11 protein-coding genes are annotated in these 12,612 nt (G+C 68.3%); 9 read left to right on the forward strand and 2 right to left on the reverse strand.

The annotated features are described in order from the left end of the window. Positions 1 to 138 precede the first annotated feature (138 nt). Positions 139 to 1,242, forward strand: coding sequence for an extensin-like domain-containing protein (locus tag ASC46_RS01605; protein WP_245280435.1), 1,104 nt, complete (start codon positions 139 to 141; stop codon positions 1,240 to 1,242). Here the strand turns inward: ASC46_RS01605 and dapB are convergent, their stop codons facing one another. Further along, positions 1,243 to 2,046: a 4-hydroxy-tetrahydrodipicolinate reductase gene (gene dapB / locus ASC46_RS01610; protein WP_055457543.1), complete on the reverse strand. Its 804-nt coding sequence runs from the start codon at positions 2,044 to 2,046 to the stop codon at positions 1,243 to 1,245. Between the two features lie 96 nt (positions 2,047 to 2,142). Further along, positions 2,143 to 5,739, reverse strand: a complete 3,597-nt coding sequence (locus ASC46_RS01615) for a hydantoinase B/oxoprolinase family protein (RefSeq protein ID WP_055457544.1) — start codon at positions 5,737 to 5,739, stop codon at positions 2,143 to 2,145. 230 nt (positions 5,740 to 5,969) lie between these two features. On the opposite strand from ASC46_RS01615, the gene ASC46_RS01620 reads away from it, so the two are divergent. From ASC46_RS01620 to ASC46_RS01655, 8 genes are all read left to right on the forward strand, one after another. Further along, positions 5,970 to 6,944: a TRAP transporter substrate-binding protein gene (locus tag ASC46_RS01620; RefSeq protein WP_055457545.1), complete on the forward strand. Its 975-nt coding sequence runs from the start codon at positions 5,970 to 5,972 to the stop codon at positions 6,942 to 6,944. A gap of 211 nt (positions 6,945 to 7,155) precedes the next feature. Continuing rightward, entirely contained in the window at positions 7,156 to 7,713 is a 558-nt protein-coding gene (locus ASC46_RS01625) for a TRAP transporter small permease (RefSeq protein ID WP_055457546.1), read from the forward strand. 3 nt (positions 7,714 to 7,716) lie between these two features. Further along, positions 7,717 to 9,024 carry a TRAP transporter large permease gene (locus ASC46_RS01630; protein WP_055457547.1) on the forward strand — a complete coding sequence of 436 codons (1,308 nt, stop codon included), beginning with the start codon at positions 7,717 to 7,719 and terminating at the stop codon, positions 9,022 to 9,024. Positions 9,025 to 9,042: 18 nt separating this feature from the next. Beyond that, positions 9,043 to 9,597 (forward strand): winged helix DNA-binding protein, encoded by a 555-nt coding sequence (locus tag ASC46_RS01635; protein ID WP_055457548.1) that lies wholly within the window; start codon positions 9,043 to 9,045, stop codon positions 9,595 to 9,597. Positions 9,598 to 9,681: 84 nt separating this feature from the next. Next, a complete protein-coding gene (locus tag ASC46_RS01640) occupies positions 9,682 to 10,164 on the forward strand; it encodes a hypothetical protein (protein ID WP_071924065.1) in 483 nt (160 codons plus the stop codon). A 10-nt stretch (positions 10,165 to 10,174) separates the two neighbouring features. Next, a complete protein-coding gene (locus ASC46_RS01645; protein WP_072249418.1) occupies positions 10,175 to 10,873 on the forward strand; it encodes a ribonuclease T2 family protein in 699 nt (232 codons plus the stop codon). 13 nt (positions 10,874 to 10,886) lie between these two features. Beyond that, complete coding sequence (locus ASC46_RS01650) at positions 10,887 to 11,732, forward strand: 23S rRNA (adenine(2030)-N(6))-methyltransferase RlmJ (protein WP_055457550.1); 846 nt, start codon at positions 10,887 to 10,889, stop codon at positions 11,730 to 11,732. Between the two features lie 143 nt (positions 11,733 to 11,875). Then, the gene (locus ASC46_RS01655) at positions 11,876 to 12,478 is read left to right on the forward strand and encodes a glutathione S-transferase (protein ID WP_055457551.1); all 603 of its coding nucleotides are present in this window, start codon (positions 11,876 to 11,878) and stop codon (positions 12,476 to 12,478) included. Positions 12,479 to 12,612 lie beyond the last annotated feature (134 nt).

Below are 12,612 nucleotides of genomic sequence, written 5' to 3' on the forward strand. Positions count from 1 at the left end.
AAAGGCAGCAATATTGCTCTGCAAGGCCGTCATACGAAACGTCGCACGTGCCGGCCAAGGTTTTGTCAACGTTGAAGAAACGTTAGGACTATCCCTGCATCCTCCGGCGCAGAAGGGGGCGCGCGGAGAGTTGCGTTGATGGCGCGCAGGTTTGCGACATTCGCCGCGGCGATACTGGCCTGTGCCGGCGTCGCCGGTTGCGGGCTGATGACATTCGAGAAGCGCGAGGCATGGCGCAGCGAGGCGGAATCGGCCTGCCTCGCGCAGAAGCTCGTGCAGCCGTCGGCCTATATCGAGCCGATGAAGCCGATCTCCGGCCCCGGCGCCTGCGGCATGGATTATCCGTTCCGCGTCAAGGCTTTCGCCGGCGGCGAGATCGGCCTGACGTCCAAGGCGGTGCTCGCCTGCCCCGCGATCTCCACCTTCGACACCTGGCTGATCGAGGTCGTCCAGCCCGCCGCCTCGCTCTATTTCGGCGCGCCGGTGACCGAGCTGCGGGCCGGGTCCTATTCGTGCCGCTCGATGAACAACCAGGCGGGCGCGCGCAAGTCGGAGCACTCCTACGGCAACGCCGTCGACGTCATGGCCTTCCACCTGTCGGACGGACGCAAGATCACGGTCGCCAAGGGGTGGAAGGGTGATCCGGTGGAGCAGGACTTCCTGCGCGAGGTCTTCGTCGGCTCCTGCCGCTATTTCTCGACGGTGCTCGGCCCGGGCTCGGACGCATTCCACTACGACCATTTCCATCTCGATCTCGCCCGGCATGCCAAGGGCCGGACGATCTGCAAGCCGGTCATCAAGTTCACGCCGCGCCTCGTGCCCGGGCAGTATGACGCGCGGCCCCGGCAGGCCGCTCCCTATGGCGGCGAGCCGGCCTACACGCCCCGGCCGGCCGGGCCGGTCTACAAGGGCTACGACCGCCCTGGCGGCAGCCCCATGACCATCCACGAGCAGCCGCTCGGCGAGGGAGAGGACGAGGGCGGCGCCGTTATCGACGAGGAATATCTCGGCATGTCGTCCACCAGGACGCCGCCGGGATGGCAGGTCGGGCCGGCGCCGGCCAGCGCGCCGCCGATGGCGACGAGCCACGCCGCGCCGGTCTACGGACAGCAGGACCGGCCGGCCACCTATCAGGCTCCGCCCGCCTATCCGACGCAGAGCTATGCCGCCCCGCCTCCGCGCCCGCGGACCGACGGCACGCTCGGCGTGCTGCGGCCGCCGGGCCTCGTCGGCGGCTCCTGATCAGTCCATGATGCTGTCGAGGCCGCGCCTGAGCCCCGGCTTCTCCGCCACCTTCCGCACGGCGAGCAGCGTGCCGCCGACGTAAGGGGCGGCCGAGGACCCGGCGTCGTGCCGCAGCGCCAGGCGCTCGTCATCGAGTCCGAACAGGACCTCGCAGGACAGGCGGTAGCCGGGCATGCGCACCGAATGCACCTGCACCGGCGTCGACAGGCCGATGGCGCCGCCGCGCGTCTCGCGGATGCCGGTCAGATCGTCGATCGGCCGAGAAGTCGGATGCTGGCGCTCGAAGGACAGCGTCTCTGCGAGTTCCCGTGCCGTGCCCGACGGCACGTCCGGCTTCTGCGCCGCCGCATAATCGATGATCTCGACATCCGGCACATACTTGGCCGCTTCGAGCGCGAAGCGCTTCATCAGCGTGGCGGTGATGGAGAAGTTGCCGGCGGCGATGACGCCGATGCCCCGCTCCTCCGCCGCATCGTCGATCTCGGCAAAATCCTCAGCCCCGAGCCCCGACGTTCCGACGACGACGTGGCAGCCGGCGGCGATCGCCTTCAGGGCATGCTCCTTTACCGCGCCCGGCTTGGTGTAGTCCACGAGCACGTCCGCCTGCACCGCGAGCGCCGCGTCGACATCGGGTACGATCTCGACTCCGATCGGGCCGATGCCGGCCACCTCGCCCGCATCGCGCCCGGCGGCCGAGCGCGCCACCGCCGCGACCAGCGCAAGGTCGGGCGCCTCGTGCACAGCCGCGACGAGCGCCCTGCCGACCCAGCCGGTCGCGCCTGCAATGATGACCCTGATCATGCTCCGGCTCCTCCTTCTCGGATGGGCGCCCGCTGCGCCCGCCCCAGCCTTCCTCCTTGCCGATTCGCGCCGGCCCGGCATCGTTGCCCGGACGGATCACGCCTTGCCATAGCCGCCGCCGGTCGGCGTGACGATGGTGATGGCCTCGCCTGCCTCGATCAGCGTCTGGTCGCAACCGCCGAGTTCCTCGATGCGCCCGTCCCTGCGGCGCACGAGGTTGCGGCCCGCCTCGCCCGGCTCTCCCCCCAAGAGCCCGAAGGGCCGCACACGGCGGTGGCCGGAGAGGATGGCGCAATCCATCGCCTCGCGGAAGCGGATGGTGCGGCTGGTGCCGTTGCCGGCATGCCAACGTCCCTTGCCGCCCGAGTTCGGCCGGATATGGAAGTCTTCCAGCACGACGGGAAAGCGCGTCTCAAGGATTTCCGGATCCGTGAGGCGCGAGTTGGTCATGTGCGTATGCACGCCGTCGGCTCCGTTGAAGCCCTCGCCCGCGGGGGCGCCGGAGCAGATGGTCTCGTAGTACTGGTACTGGTCGTTGCCGAAGGTGAGATTGTTCATGGTGCCCTGGGCGGCCGCCAGCGCACCGAGCGCACCGAACAGGCAGTTCGTCACGGCCTGGCTCACCTCGACATTGCCCGCGACTACCGCCGCCGGATAGCGCGGCGACAGCATCGAGCCTTCCGGCACGACGATATTGATGGGCCTGAGGCAGCCCGCGTTCATGGGGATCTCGTCATCAACCATGACGCGGAAGACATAGAGCACGGCCGCGCGCGTCACCGGCGCGGGCGCGTTGAAATTGTCGTCCCGCTGCGGCGACGTGCCGGTGAAGTCAACGGTCGCCTCGCGCTTCTCCTTGTCAACCGTGATCTTCACGCGGATGAAGCAGCCTTGGTCCATCTCATATTCGAAGGAAGAATCGTGCAGCCGATCGAGCACACGGCGCACGCTCTCGGCCGCGTTGTCCTGCACATGGCCCATGTAGGCCTCGACCACGTCGAGCCCGAAATGAGCGATCATCTTCTTGAGTTCGGCCACGCCCTTCTCGTTGGCGGCGATCTGTGCCTTGAGGTCGTTGACGTTCTGGACCACGTTGCGCGCGGGATATTTCGCGCCGAGGAAGAGGTCGATCAGTTCCTTCTCGCGGAAACGGCCCTGATCGACGAGCTTGAAATTGTCGATATACACGCCCTCCTCCTCGATGGTGCGGGCGCGCGGCGACATGGACCCCGGCGCCGTGCCGCCGACATCGGCATGATGCCCACGGCTCGCCACCCAGAAGAGGATGTTCTCGCCCTTGTCGTCGAAGACGGGCGTGCACACCGTGATGTCCGGCAGATGCGTGCCGCCGTTGTAGGGCGCGTTGAGCACATAGACGTCGCCGGGGCGAATAACGGGGTTCTGGCGGATGACCGTCTCCACCGAGCGGTCCATGGAGCCGAGGTGCACCGGCATGTGCGGCGCATTGGCGACAAGCCGTCCCTCGCGGTCGAAGACAGCGCAGGAGAAGTCGAGCCGCTCCTTGATGTTCACCGAATAGGCGGTGTTCTGCAGAGTCACGCCCATCTGCTCGGCGATGGACATGAAGAGATTGTTGAAGATCTCCAGCATCACCGGGTCGGCCTCGGTGCCGATGGCGGCGCGCTTGGGCAGCGCCTTCACCCGCTCGAGCACGAGGTGGTCCTTGCCGGTCAGCTGCGCTTCCCAGCCGTCCTCGACGACCACCGTCTGGTTGGGCTCGATGATGATCGCCGGCCCCGGCATACGAGCACCCGCCCTTAGATCCTGCCGCAGGAAGACACCGGCATCGTGCCAGCGGCCCTGGCTGAAGAAGCGCGTCGTGCGGTGCGGCCTCGCCGGTGCGGCCTGCACATCACCTGCCGCGTCCTCCGCGAAACGCGCGCCGCCGCCGACGGTCTCCACCTCGACGGCCTCGATGACGAGCCCCTTGGTATCGTCGATGAAGCCGAAGCGGCGGCGATGCGCATCCTCGAAGGCGGCCTGCATGGCGGCCACATCCCCCGCCGCTACGGCGAGCGCGGTGTCGGTGCCGGCATAGCGCACATGGGCGCGCACGAAGGTCTCGATGTCGGAGCGCGCGATGCCCTGCCCCTCGAGCTCGGCGAGGCATTCGGCGGCGAGCGCGTCGCCCAGCGCGGCGACCGCAGCCGGGGCGGCGGCATCGAGCGGCACATCGAGCGCCTTCTGTCGCGTGGCGCGCACGTCGGCAAGACCCATGCCATAGGCGGAGAGAAGGCCCGAGAAGGGATGCATCAGCACCTTCGTCATGCCGAGCGCATCGGCCACGAGGCAGGCGTGCTGGCCGCCAGCCCCGCCGAAGGAGTTGAGCGCATAGGTCGTGATGTCATAGCCGCGCTGCACCGAGATCTTCTTGATGGCCTCCGCCATGTTGGCGACCGCGATCTGGATGAAGCCGTCGGCCACCTCCTCGGGGCTGCGCCCGTCGCCGACCTCGCCGGCCATGGCCGCGAAGGCGGCGCGCACCGCCTCGGCATCAAGCGCCTCGTCCTGCGCGGGGCCGAAGATCTTCGGGAAGAATTCCGGCATCAGCTTGCCGAGCATGACATTGGCGTCGGTCACGGCGAGCGGCCCGCCGCGACGATAACACTTGGGGCCCGGATTGGCGCCGGCCGAATCGGGCCCGACGCGGAAGCGCGAGCCGTCGAAATGCAGGATCGAGCCGCCGCCCGCAGCGACCGTGTGGATGAGCATCATCGGCGCACGCATGCGCACACCGGCGACTTCGGTCTCGAAGGCGCGTTCGTATTCGCCGTCGAAATGGGCGACGTCCGTCGAGGTGCCGCCCATGTCGAAGCCGATGACGCGGTCAAACCCGGCGGACTTGCCTGTCTCGGCCATGCCGACGACGCCGCCGGCCGGCCCCGAGAGGATGGCGTCCTTGCCCTGGAACAGATCGGCGGCCGTGAGACCGCCCGAGGACATCATGAACATGAGGCGCGCCCCAGTGCGGGCAATGTCGAGTTCCTCCGATACCTGCGCCACGTAGCGTCGCAGGATCGGCGAGAGATAGGCGTCGACCACCGTGGTGTCGCCGCGCCCGACGAGCTTGACGAGGGGCGAGACCTCGTGGCTGACCGAGACCTGAGTGAAACCCATGCGGCGGGCGAGTTCCGCCACCGCCTGCTCGTGGGCCGGATAGCGGTAGGCGTGCATGAAGGCGATGGCGAGCGCATCGATCCCCTCGGCCCGGATGCCGGCGAGCTGCACCTCGACCTGCGTCAGGTCCGGCGCCATCTCGACCGTACCGTCGGCGAGCACCCGCTCCTCGATCTCGACGACGCTCTCGTAGAGCTCTTCGGGCTTGATGATGTTGCGGGCGAAGATCTTCGGCCGCGCTTGGTAGCCGATGCGCAGGGCATCACGAAAACCCTTCGTGGTGATGAGCGCGACGCGGTCACCCTTGCGCTCGAGCAGCGCGTTGGTGGCCACGGTCGTGCCCATGCGCACGTCGCCGATGAGGCCGGCGGGGATCGCCTCGCCCCTGGCAAGGCCGAGATGGTCGCGGATGCCCTGGACGGCGGCATCGCGGTAGGCTTCCGGATTCTCGGAGAGGAGCTTGCGCGCGTGCAGCCTGCCCTGCGGGTCACGCGCGATGACGTCCGTGAACGTGCCGCCGCGATCGATCCAGAAATCCCACCGACCTGCCATCATGCTCTCCCGATGTCCGAAATTGCGCTGGGCTTCGTGCCGGCCTCGCGGCGCGTCGGCCGCTGCCGAGACGCTCCCGCCGACGCCGTCGGGCCCCTCCCGGGCCGCAGCGCATGAGATGAGAGAAGCAGGACGATGACAAAACGTCAACAATTTGTTGACATGAAATTCGACGCCGCTAGCATGCGAAGATCGGCGCGCGAAGGGGCGCGCGCCGCACGGGAGAGATTGTCATGAACGTTTTGATGCGCGCTGCCGCGGGCCTCGGCCTTGCGGCGCTTCTTGCCTCACCGGCCGTGGCTCAGACGAAGTGGGACCTGCCGACGCCCTATCCGGACGGCAACTTCCACACCAAGAACATCGTCCAGTTCGCCGAGGACGTGAAGGCGGCGACCGGCGGCTCGCTGCAGATCACGGTCCACGCCAACCAGTCGCTGATCAAGCACCCCGACATCAAGAACGCCGTGCGCAGCGGCACGGTGCCCGCCGGTGAGCTGCTCGTCTCGCGCCTCGCCAACGAGAGCCCGATCTACGAGGTCGATTCGGTTCCTTTCCTCGCCTCGAGCTATGATGCCGCGAAGAAGCTCTATGCCGCTCAGAAGCCCATCCTCGAGAAGAAACTCGGCGAGCAGGGCCTGATGCTGTTGTTCTCCGTCGCCTGGCCGCCGCAGGGCATCTTCGCCAAACAGGAGCTCAACACCCTCGCTGACCTCAAGGGCGTCAAGTTCCGCGCCTATTCGAAATCGACAGAGCGCGTCGCCCAGCTCGCCGGCATGGTTCCGGTGCAAATCGAGGCCTCCGACATCGCCACGGCCTTCGCCACCGGCCGCGTCGGCGCGATGATCACCTCGCCTTCCACCGGCACCGATTCCAAGGTGTGGGATTTCCTCAGCCACTACTACGACACCCAGGCCTGGCTGCCGCGCAACATGGTCATCGTCAACAAGGCAGCCTTCGACAAGCTGAGCGACGCCGAGAAGCAGGCGGTACGCGAGGCGGCCAAGAAGGCCGAGGAGCGCGGCTGGGAGATGAGCGCCATCGAGACCAAGGAGAAGACGGACCTGCTCGCCAAGAACGGCATCAAGGTCACCGCCCCCTCCGACGACATGAAGAAGGGCTTCGCCGAGATCGGCGCCACCATGACCGCCGAATGGGAGAAGGCTGCGGGCGAGGACGGCAAGGCCATCCTCGACGCCTATCGCAACTGAGGACAGGGCCTTCCCGCGTCGGAGCCCATCGCGGATCGATCGCTCCAAGGGCTCCGGGAGCCACCCCTCCCCCCGCTTGCGGTGGGAGGGGACAGCACCGCCGGTTTGCATCTCACCGCCGCATGACCCGGCGCCCTCGATGCAATGATCCGCACCGCCCCGGCGGCGTTGACGCCTGTCTTTCATCATCCTGCCGGCAGGAGGAGGCCTCATGCGCGCGGCCCTCGACCGTCTCTATTCATTGTCGCTCTGGCTCGCTGGCCTCTGCCTCGTCGCCATCGCTGTCCTCGTCGGCCTGCAGGTCGGCGCCCGCCTGCTCGACAGCGCTCTGCGCACGCTTGGGCTCGAGCAGACCGGCTTCATCGTGCCCTCGCTCGCCGAGATCGGCGGCTTCCTGCTCGCGGCGGCGAGCTTCCTTGCGCTCGGTGCCAGCCTCAAGGCCGGCAGCCATATCCGCGTGACCATGCTGCTCGCCCTCGTCGGCGAAGCGCGCCGCAGACCGATGGAGCTGTTCGCACTAGGCGTTTCCGCCCTCGCGAGCGGCTACGGCACCTGGTACACGGCCAAGCTCGCCCTGGATTCGTGGACTTTCAACGAGAAATCCTATGGCATCGTGCCTGTGCCGCTCGTCATCCCGCAGGCGAGCCTCGCCATCGGCCTCGCCATACTGACCATTGCCATCCTCGACGAACTGCAAGAGACCGCGGTGCGCGGACGTCCGTCCTTCCGCTCGGCAGAAGACGCCATCGCCGTCGGCAAGGAGGCCTGAGCGATGGACGCCGTCACGCTCGCGAGCCTGCTCATCGTCGTCCTCTTCCTCGTCCTCGGCACCGGCACCTGGATCGCGCTGGCTCTCGGCATCGTCGCCTATGCCGGCATGGTCATCGCCGTCTCGGCGCCGCCAGGCCAGGTGCTCGCCACCTCCGTCTGGGGCGCGGCGACGTCGTGGGACCTCACCGCCCTGCCGATGTTCATCTGGATGGGCGAGATCCTCTACCGCACCCGCCTGTCGCAGGACATGTTCTCCGGCCTTGCGCCGTGGATGCGCGCCCTGCCGGGCCGGCTCCTGCACGTCAACGTCGTCGGCTGCACGATCTTCGCTGCCGTCTCCGGCTCCTCGGCCGCAACCTGCGCCACCATCGGCCGCATCTCGCTGCCGGAGTTGAAGAAGCGCGGCTATGACGAGCGCCTCGCCATCGGTACGCTCGCCGGCGGTGGCACGCTCGGCCTGCTCATCCCGCCGTCGCTGATCATGATCGTCTACGGCGCGGCAACCGAGCAGTCGATCGCGCGCCTGTTCATCGCCGGCATCGTGCCGGGCATCGTCGTTGCCGGCCTCTTCATGGCCTATGTGGGCGGCTGGGCACTCCTCAACCCCGGTCGCATGCCCGAGCGCGAGCCAAGCATGCCACTGCGCGAGCGCCTTGCTGCCGGCTGGCGGCTCATCCCCGTCATCCTCCTCATCCTCGGCGTCATCGGCTCCATCTACGGCGGCTTCGCCTCGGCGACGGAGGCGGCGGTCGTCGGCGTCGCGCTGTCGCTCGTCATGTCGCGCGCCATGGGCACGCTCGACTGGGCAAGCTTCCGCGACGGGCTGCTCGGCGCCACACGCACCTCCTGCATGATCGCCTTCATCCTCGCCGGCGCGGCCTTCCTGACCACGGCGATGGGCTTCACGGGCATCCCGCGGGCGCTCGCCGAATGGATCGGCGCCATGAACCTCAGCCCGTGGCAGCTGCTGCTGGCGCTGACGCTGTTCTACATGGTGCTCGGCTGCTTCCTCGACGGCATCTCGATGGTAGTGCTGACGACGGCGGTCATCATGCCGCTCGTACAGGCCGCGGGCTTCGACCTCATTTGGTTCGGCATCTACATCGTCATCGTCGTCGAGATGGCGCAGATCACGCCGCCCGTCGGCTTCAACCTCTACGTGCTGCAGGGCATGACCGGACGGAGCATCTTCCGCATCGGCCTCTATGCCCTGCCCTTCTTCCTCATCCTCGCCATTGTGGTTGCCCTGCTCGCGATCTTTCCCGATCTCGCGCTATGGCTGCCGCGCACCATGCTCGAGGCCGGCTGAGAGCTTGCGGAGGTCGCCATGACGAAGAACAGCACAGACAATGCCCCAGCGGAGGCCCGGGAGTGGCCCGCGCTCGGCCCCATCGTCTCCTCGGCCCATCTCGCCTCAGGCGCCCTGCCGGCCTTGTCGGAGTTCGAGTTCGGTCTCATCCTCGTCAGCCATGCCTTCCATCGCTGGATGGTGCGCGGCATGGCCGCCGCGGGGGTGCCGGACCTGTCGCCACTCGACGTGCTCGTGCTGCACTCCGTCAACCACCGCGGCAAGGGCAAGAAGCTCGCCGACATCTGCCTCGTCCTCAATGTCGAGGATACTCACCTCGTGACCTATTCGGTCAAGAAGCTGGAGCGGCTGAAACTCGTGAAGAGCGGCCGCACCGGCAAGGAGAAGACGGTCGCCGTCACCGCCGAGGGCGAAGCCGCCTGCCTGCGCTATCGTGCCATCCGCGAGCAGTTGCTCGTGCGCGCGGTCCGCGGCCTCGGCCTCGACGAGAGCGCCCTGTCGCAGATCGCGAGCAACATGCGGGCGCTGTCCGGCCATTACGACCAGGCCGCCCGCTCTGCCGCTTCACTCTGAGGCAGGGGTGCGCCGCTTGACCTTCGCGGCCGCGCCGCGCATCGTCCGCCACACGACCTTCACTCGATACGTGTGGAGAGAGCGATGCGCGCCTTATTCGCCTTGTCCGTCGCAGCCGTTATCATAAGTCCCATGGCCATTGCCGCCGACTACGACCGGACCATCGCCTATCGCGCCGGCCCGGCTCATCCTTACGACACCGTCCCGGCCGAGCGCCGGGAGGTGCCGTGGACGGGCCGCGTACCCGCCTGCGACGACCCGGCCGTGCTCTCCGACATCCGGGAGCGCTTCGCCACCACCGAAGCGCGCTACTGGGCCTCCTCGCTCAGCATCACCAGCTTCGAGCACATCCGCTCCCTGGGCTATCGTCCCTGGAGCGCGAGCTACATTCCACGCCGCTTCTGCGCGGCCCGGTCCTGGACGTCCGACGGGCGCAAGCGCACGGTCTATTACTCCGTGCGCGAGGATCTCGGGCTTGCCGGCTGGGGCTGGAACGTCGAATGGTGCGTCAGCGGGCTCGACCGCTCCTATGCCTATGGCGGCCACTGCCGCGCCGCCCGCCCCTGAAAGCGCGCCGATGCCGAGATCGAAGGGGCGGCCCCGCCTCACCGGCCGCAGAGCGGGGCTGGCCATCTGCGCGAGCCTGAGCGCCCTTCTGCTCGCGGGCGGTGCCGATGCCGCCGGGCCCGAGCGGGGCGGCCGCCCAGGCGCGTTCGACTTCTACGTGCTTGCCCTCTCCTGGTCGCCGGGCTTCTGCGCGCTGTCCGACAAGGCCGACGAACGCGAGCAGTGCCGTGACGGGGCTGGCCTCGGCTTCGTCGTGCACGGCCTGTGGCCGCAGCATGAGCGGGGCTATCCGACCGACTGCGCCAACGTGCCACGCAATCCCTCGCGCGCCGCCGTCGCCGAAGCCGCGGGGCTCTATCCGGACGAGGGCCTCGCGCGCTATCAGTGGCGCAAGCATGGCACCTGCTCCGGCAGGAGCCCGAGCGACTATTTCGCCGACGTGAAGCGCGCGCGCGACATGGTGACCATTCCGCCGCAGCTGCAGAGCCCGGCCGGGGACCAGGCCTTCACGCCCATCGACCTCGAACGCGCCTTCGTCGCCGTCAACAAGGGCCTCAGGACCGACATGATGTCGATCGTCTGCCGGCGCGGCGTGCTGCAGGAGGTGCGCATCTGCCTGACGAAGGACCTGCGCGGCTTCCGCACCTGTCCAGAGGTCGACCGCAGCGGCTGCCGCTTCGGCGATCTCAAGGTCGAGGCGCCGCGGTGAGGGCCTTACCGACATGAACTACCGTCACGCCTATCACGCCGGCAATTTCGCCGATGTGATGAAGCACGCGCTGCTTGCGCGCATCCTCGTCCATCTCCTGAAGAAGGACGCGCCGTTCCGCGTCATCGACACCCATGCCGGCATCGGGCTGTACGATCTTGCCGGCGAGGAAGCCGAGAAGACCGCGGAATGGCGCAACGGCATCGGCCGGCTAGAGGCGCCGCTGCCCCAGGAGGCCGAGGCGTTGATCGCTCCCTACCGGGCCGCCATCGCCGCCGTGCGCGCCCGCCACGGCGAGAGCACTTATCCCGGCTCGCCGATGCTTGTCTCGGCCATGCTGCGCCGGCAGGACCGCGCCATCGCCGTCGAGAAGCACCCGAAGGACGCCCAAACGCTCACCCGCACCCTGACCTACGACCAGCGCATCAAGGCCGTCGCGCTCGACGGCTGGACCGCGCTCCACGCCATGATCCCGCCGCCCGAGCGGCGCGGCCTGGTGCTCATCGACCCGCCCTTCGAGGAGCCGGGTGAACTCGGACGGCTGGCAGAGGAGATCGCCCGCGCCTGGAAGAAGTGGCCGACCGGCCTCTTCGCCGGCTGGTACCCGATCAAGGACGTGCGTGCCATCGACGCCTTCGCCGCGCGCCTCGCCGCGAGCGGCACACGCAAGGTGTTGCGCCTTGAACTGATGGTGACGGACGGGCGCGACGCGGCGCGCCTCAACGGCTCCGGCCTCGTCGTCGTCAACCCGCCGTGGACGCTGAAGGAGGAGGCCGAGGTCCTGCTGCCGGCCCTCGCCAGGCGCCTCGCGCAGGGCGCCGGCGCCGGCTTCCGGGCCGAGTGGATCGCCGGCGAGTGACGGCCCGCACCGGCCCCGTCCCCCTGCCATGCGTCACGGGCGCTTGCCCGCACAAGGCCGGCCCGTCACAAAGCTTGCCACGGCTGACGACAGGTCAGCCGCTGCCGATTCGCCTTCAGACCACACGAGGAGAAGCCTCGCCCATGCTCGTCCTGCGTTCGTCTCCCGCCTCTCCGTTCGGCCGCAAGGTTAAGATCGCCGCCGCCATTCTCGGCCTCTCCGACCGCATCGAGATCGTGCCGGCCGATACGACCGACCCGAGCGATTCGCTGCGCCGGCAGAACCCGCTCGGCAAGATCCCGGCTCTTGTCCTAGAAGACGGGCGCGTTCTCTATGATTCTCGGGTGATCGCCGAATATCTCGACCACCTCGCCGGCGGCGGCCTCCATCCGGCCGGAGAGAAGCGTTTCGATGCGCTCACGCGCCAAGCGCTCGCCGATGGCATCATGGATGCGGCCATCCTGCAGGTCTACGAGGGCCGCTTCCGCGGTCCGGACAAGCACGAGCCGAAATGGGTAGAGCACCAGGCCGGCAAGGTCGCACGGGCCCTCGCCTCGGCTGCCGCCGCCCCGCCGCGTCTTGCCGATGGCATCGACATCGGCCATGTCGCGCTCGCCTGTGCCCTCGGCTATCTCGACCTGCGCTTCGGCGGCGCATGGCGCCGCGAGCATCCGGCGCTCGTCGCCTGGCTCGACGACTTCGCGCAGCGCGTGCCCTCCTTCGAGGCGACGAAGGTTTCGGCGTAACGCACGCCACGGTCCGGCCTGGACGCTCCGGGGCCGGGCGTTTCACGCTGTGGGTGCGCTGCCGCCCCGGCCAATAAAAAACCCGGCGACCGAAGTCGCCGGGTCTTGAGGAACCGGTTTGAACCGGAAGCCGA

Source organism: Chelatococcus sambhunathii (genome assembly GCF_001418005.1).
Lineage (GTDB): Bacteria > Pseudomonadota > Alphaproteobacteria > Rhizobiales > Beijerinckiaceae > Chelatococcus_A > Chelatococcus_A sambhunathii.

Bases quoted from the DNA above. Each gene is read 5' to 3' on its own strand.
- ASC46_RS01605 (WP_245280435.1), top strand. From the start codon at position 139: ATGGCGCGCAGGTTTGCGACATTCGCCGCGGCGATACTGGCCTGTGCC.
- dapB (WP_055457543.1), bottom strand. From the start codon at position 2,046: ATGATCAGGGTCATCATTGCAGGCGCGACCGGCTGGGTCGGCAGGGCG.
- ASC46_RS01615 (WP_055457544.1), bottom strand. From the start codon at position 5,739: ATGATGGCAGGTCGGTGGGATTTCTGGATCGATCGCGGCGGCACGTTC.
- ASC46_RS01620 (WP_055457545.1), top strand. From the start codon at position 5,970: ATGAACGTTTTGATGCGCGCTGCCGCGGGCCTCGGCCTTGCGGCGCTT.
- ASC46_RS01625 (WP_055457546.1), top strand. From the start codon at position 7,156: ATGCGCGCGGCCCTCGACCGTCTCTATTCATTGTCGCTCTGGCTCGCT.
- ASC46_RS01630 (WP_055457547.1), top strand. From the start codon at position 7,717: ATGGACGCCGTCACGCTCGCGAGCCTGCTCATCGTCGTCCTCTTCCTC.
- ASC46_RS01635 (WP_055457548.1), top strand. From the start codon at position 9,043: ATGACGAAGAACAGCACAGACAATGCCCCAGCGGAGGCCCGGGAGTGG.
- ASC46_RS01640 (WP_071924065.1), top strand. From the start codon at position 9,682: ATGCGCGCCTTATTCGCCTTGTCCGTCGCAGCCGTTATCATAAGTCCC.
- ASC46_RS01645 (WP_072249418.1), top strand. From the start codon at position 10,175: ATGCCGAGATCGAAGGGGCGGCCCCGCCTCACCGGCCGCAGAGCGGGG.
- ASC46_RS01650 (WP_055457550.1), top strand. From the start codon at position 10,887: ATGAACTACCGTCACGCCTATCACGCCGGCAATTTCGCCGATGTGATG.
- ASC46_RS01655 (WP_055457551.1), top strand. From the start codon at position 11,876: ATGCTCGTCCTGCGTTCGTCTCCCGCCTCTCCGTTCGGCCGCAAGGTT.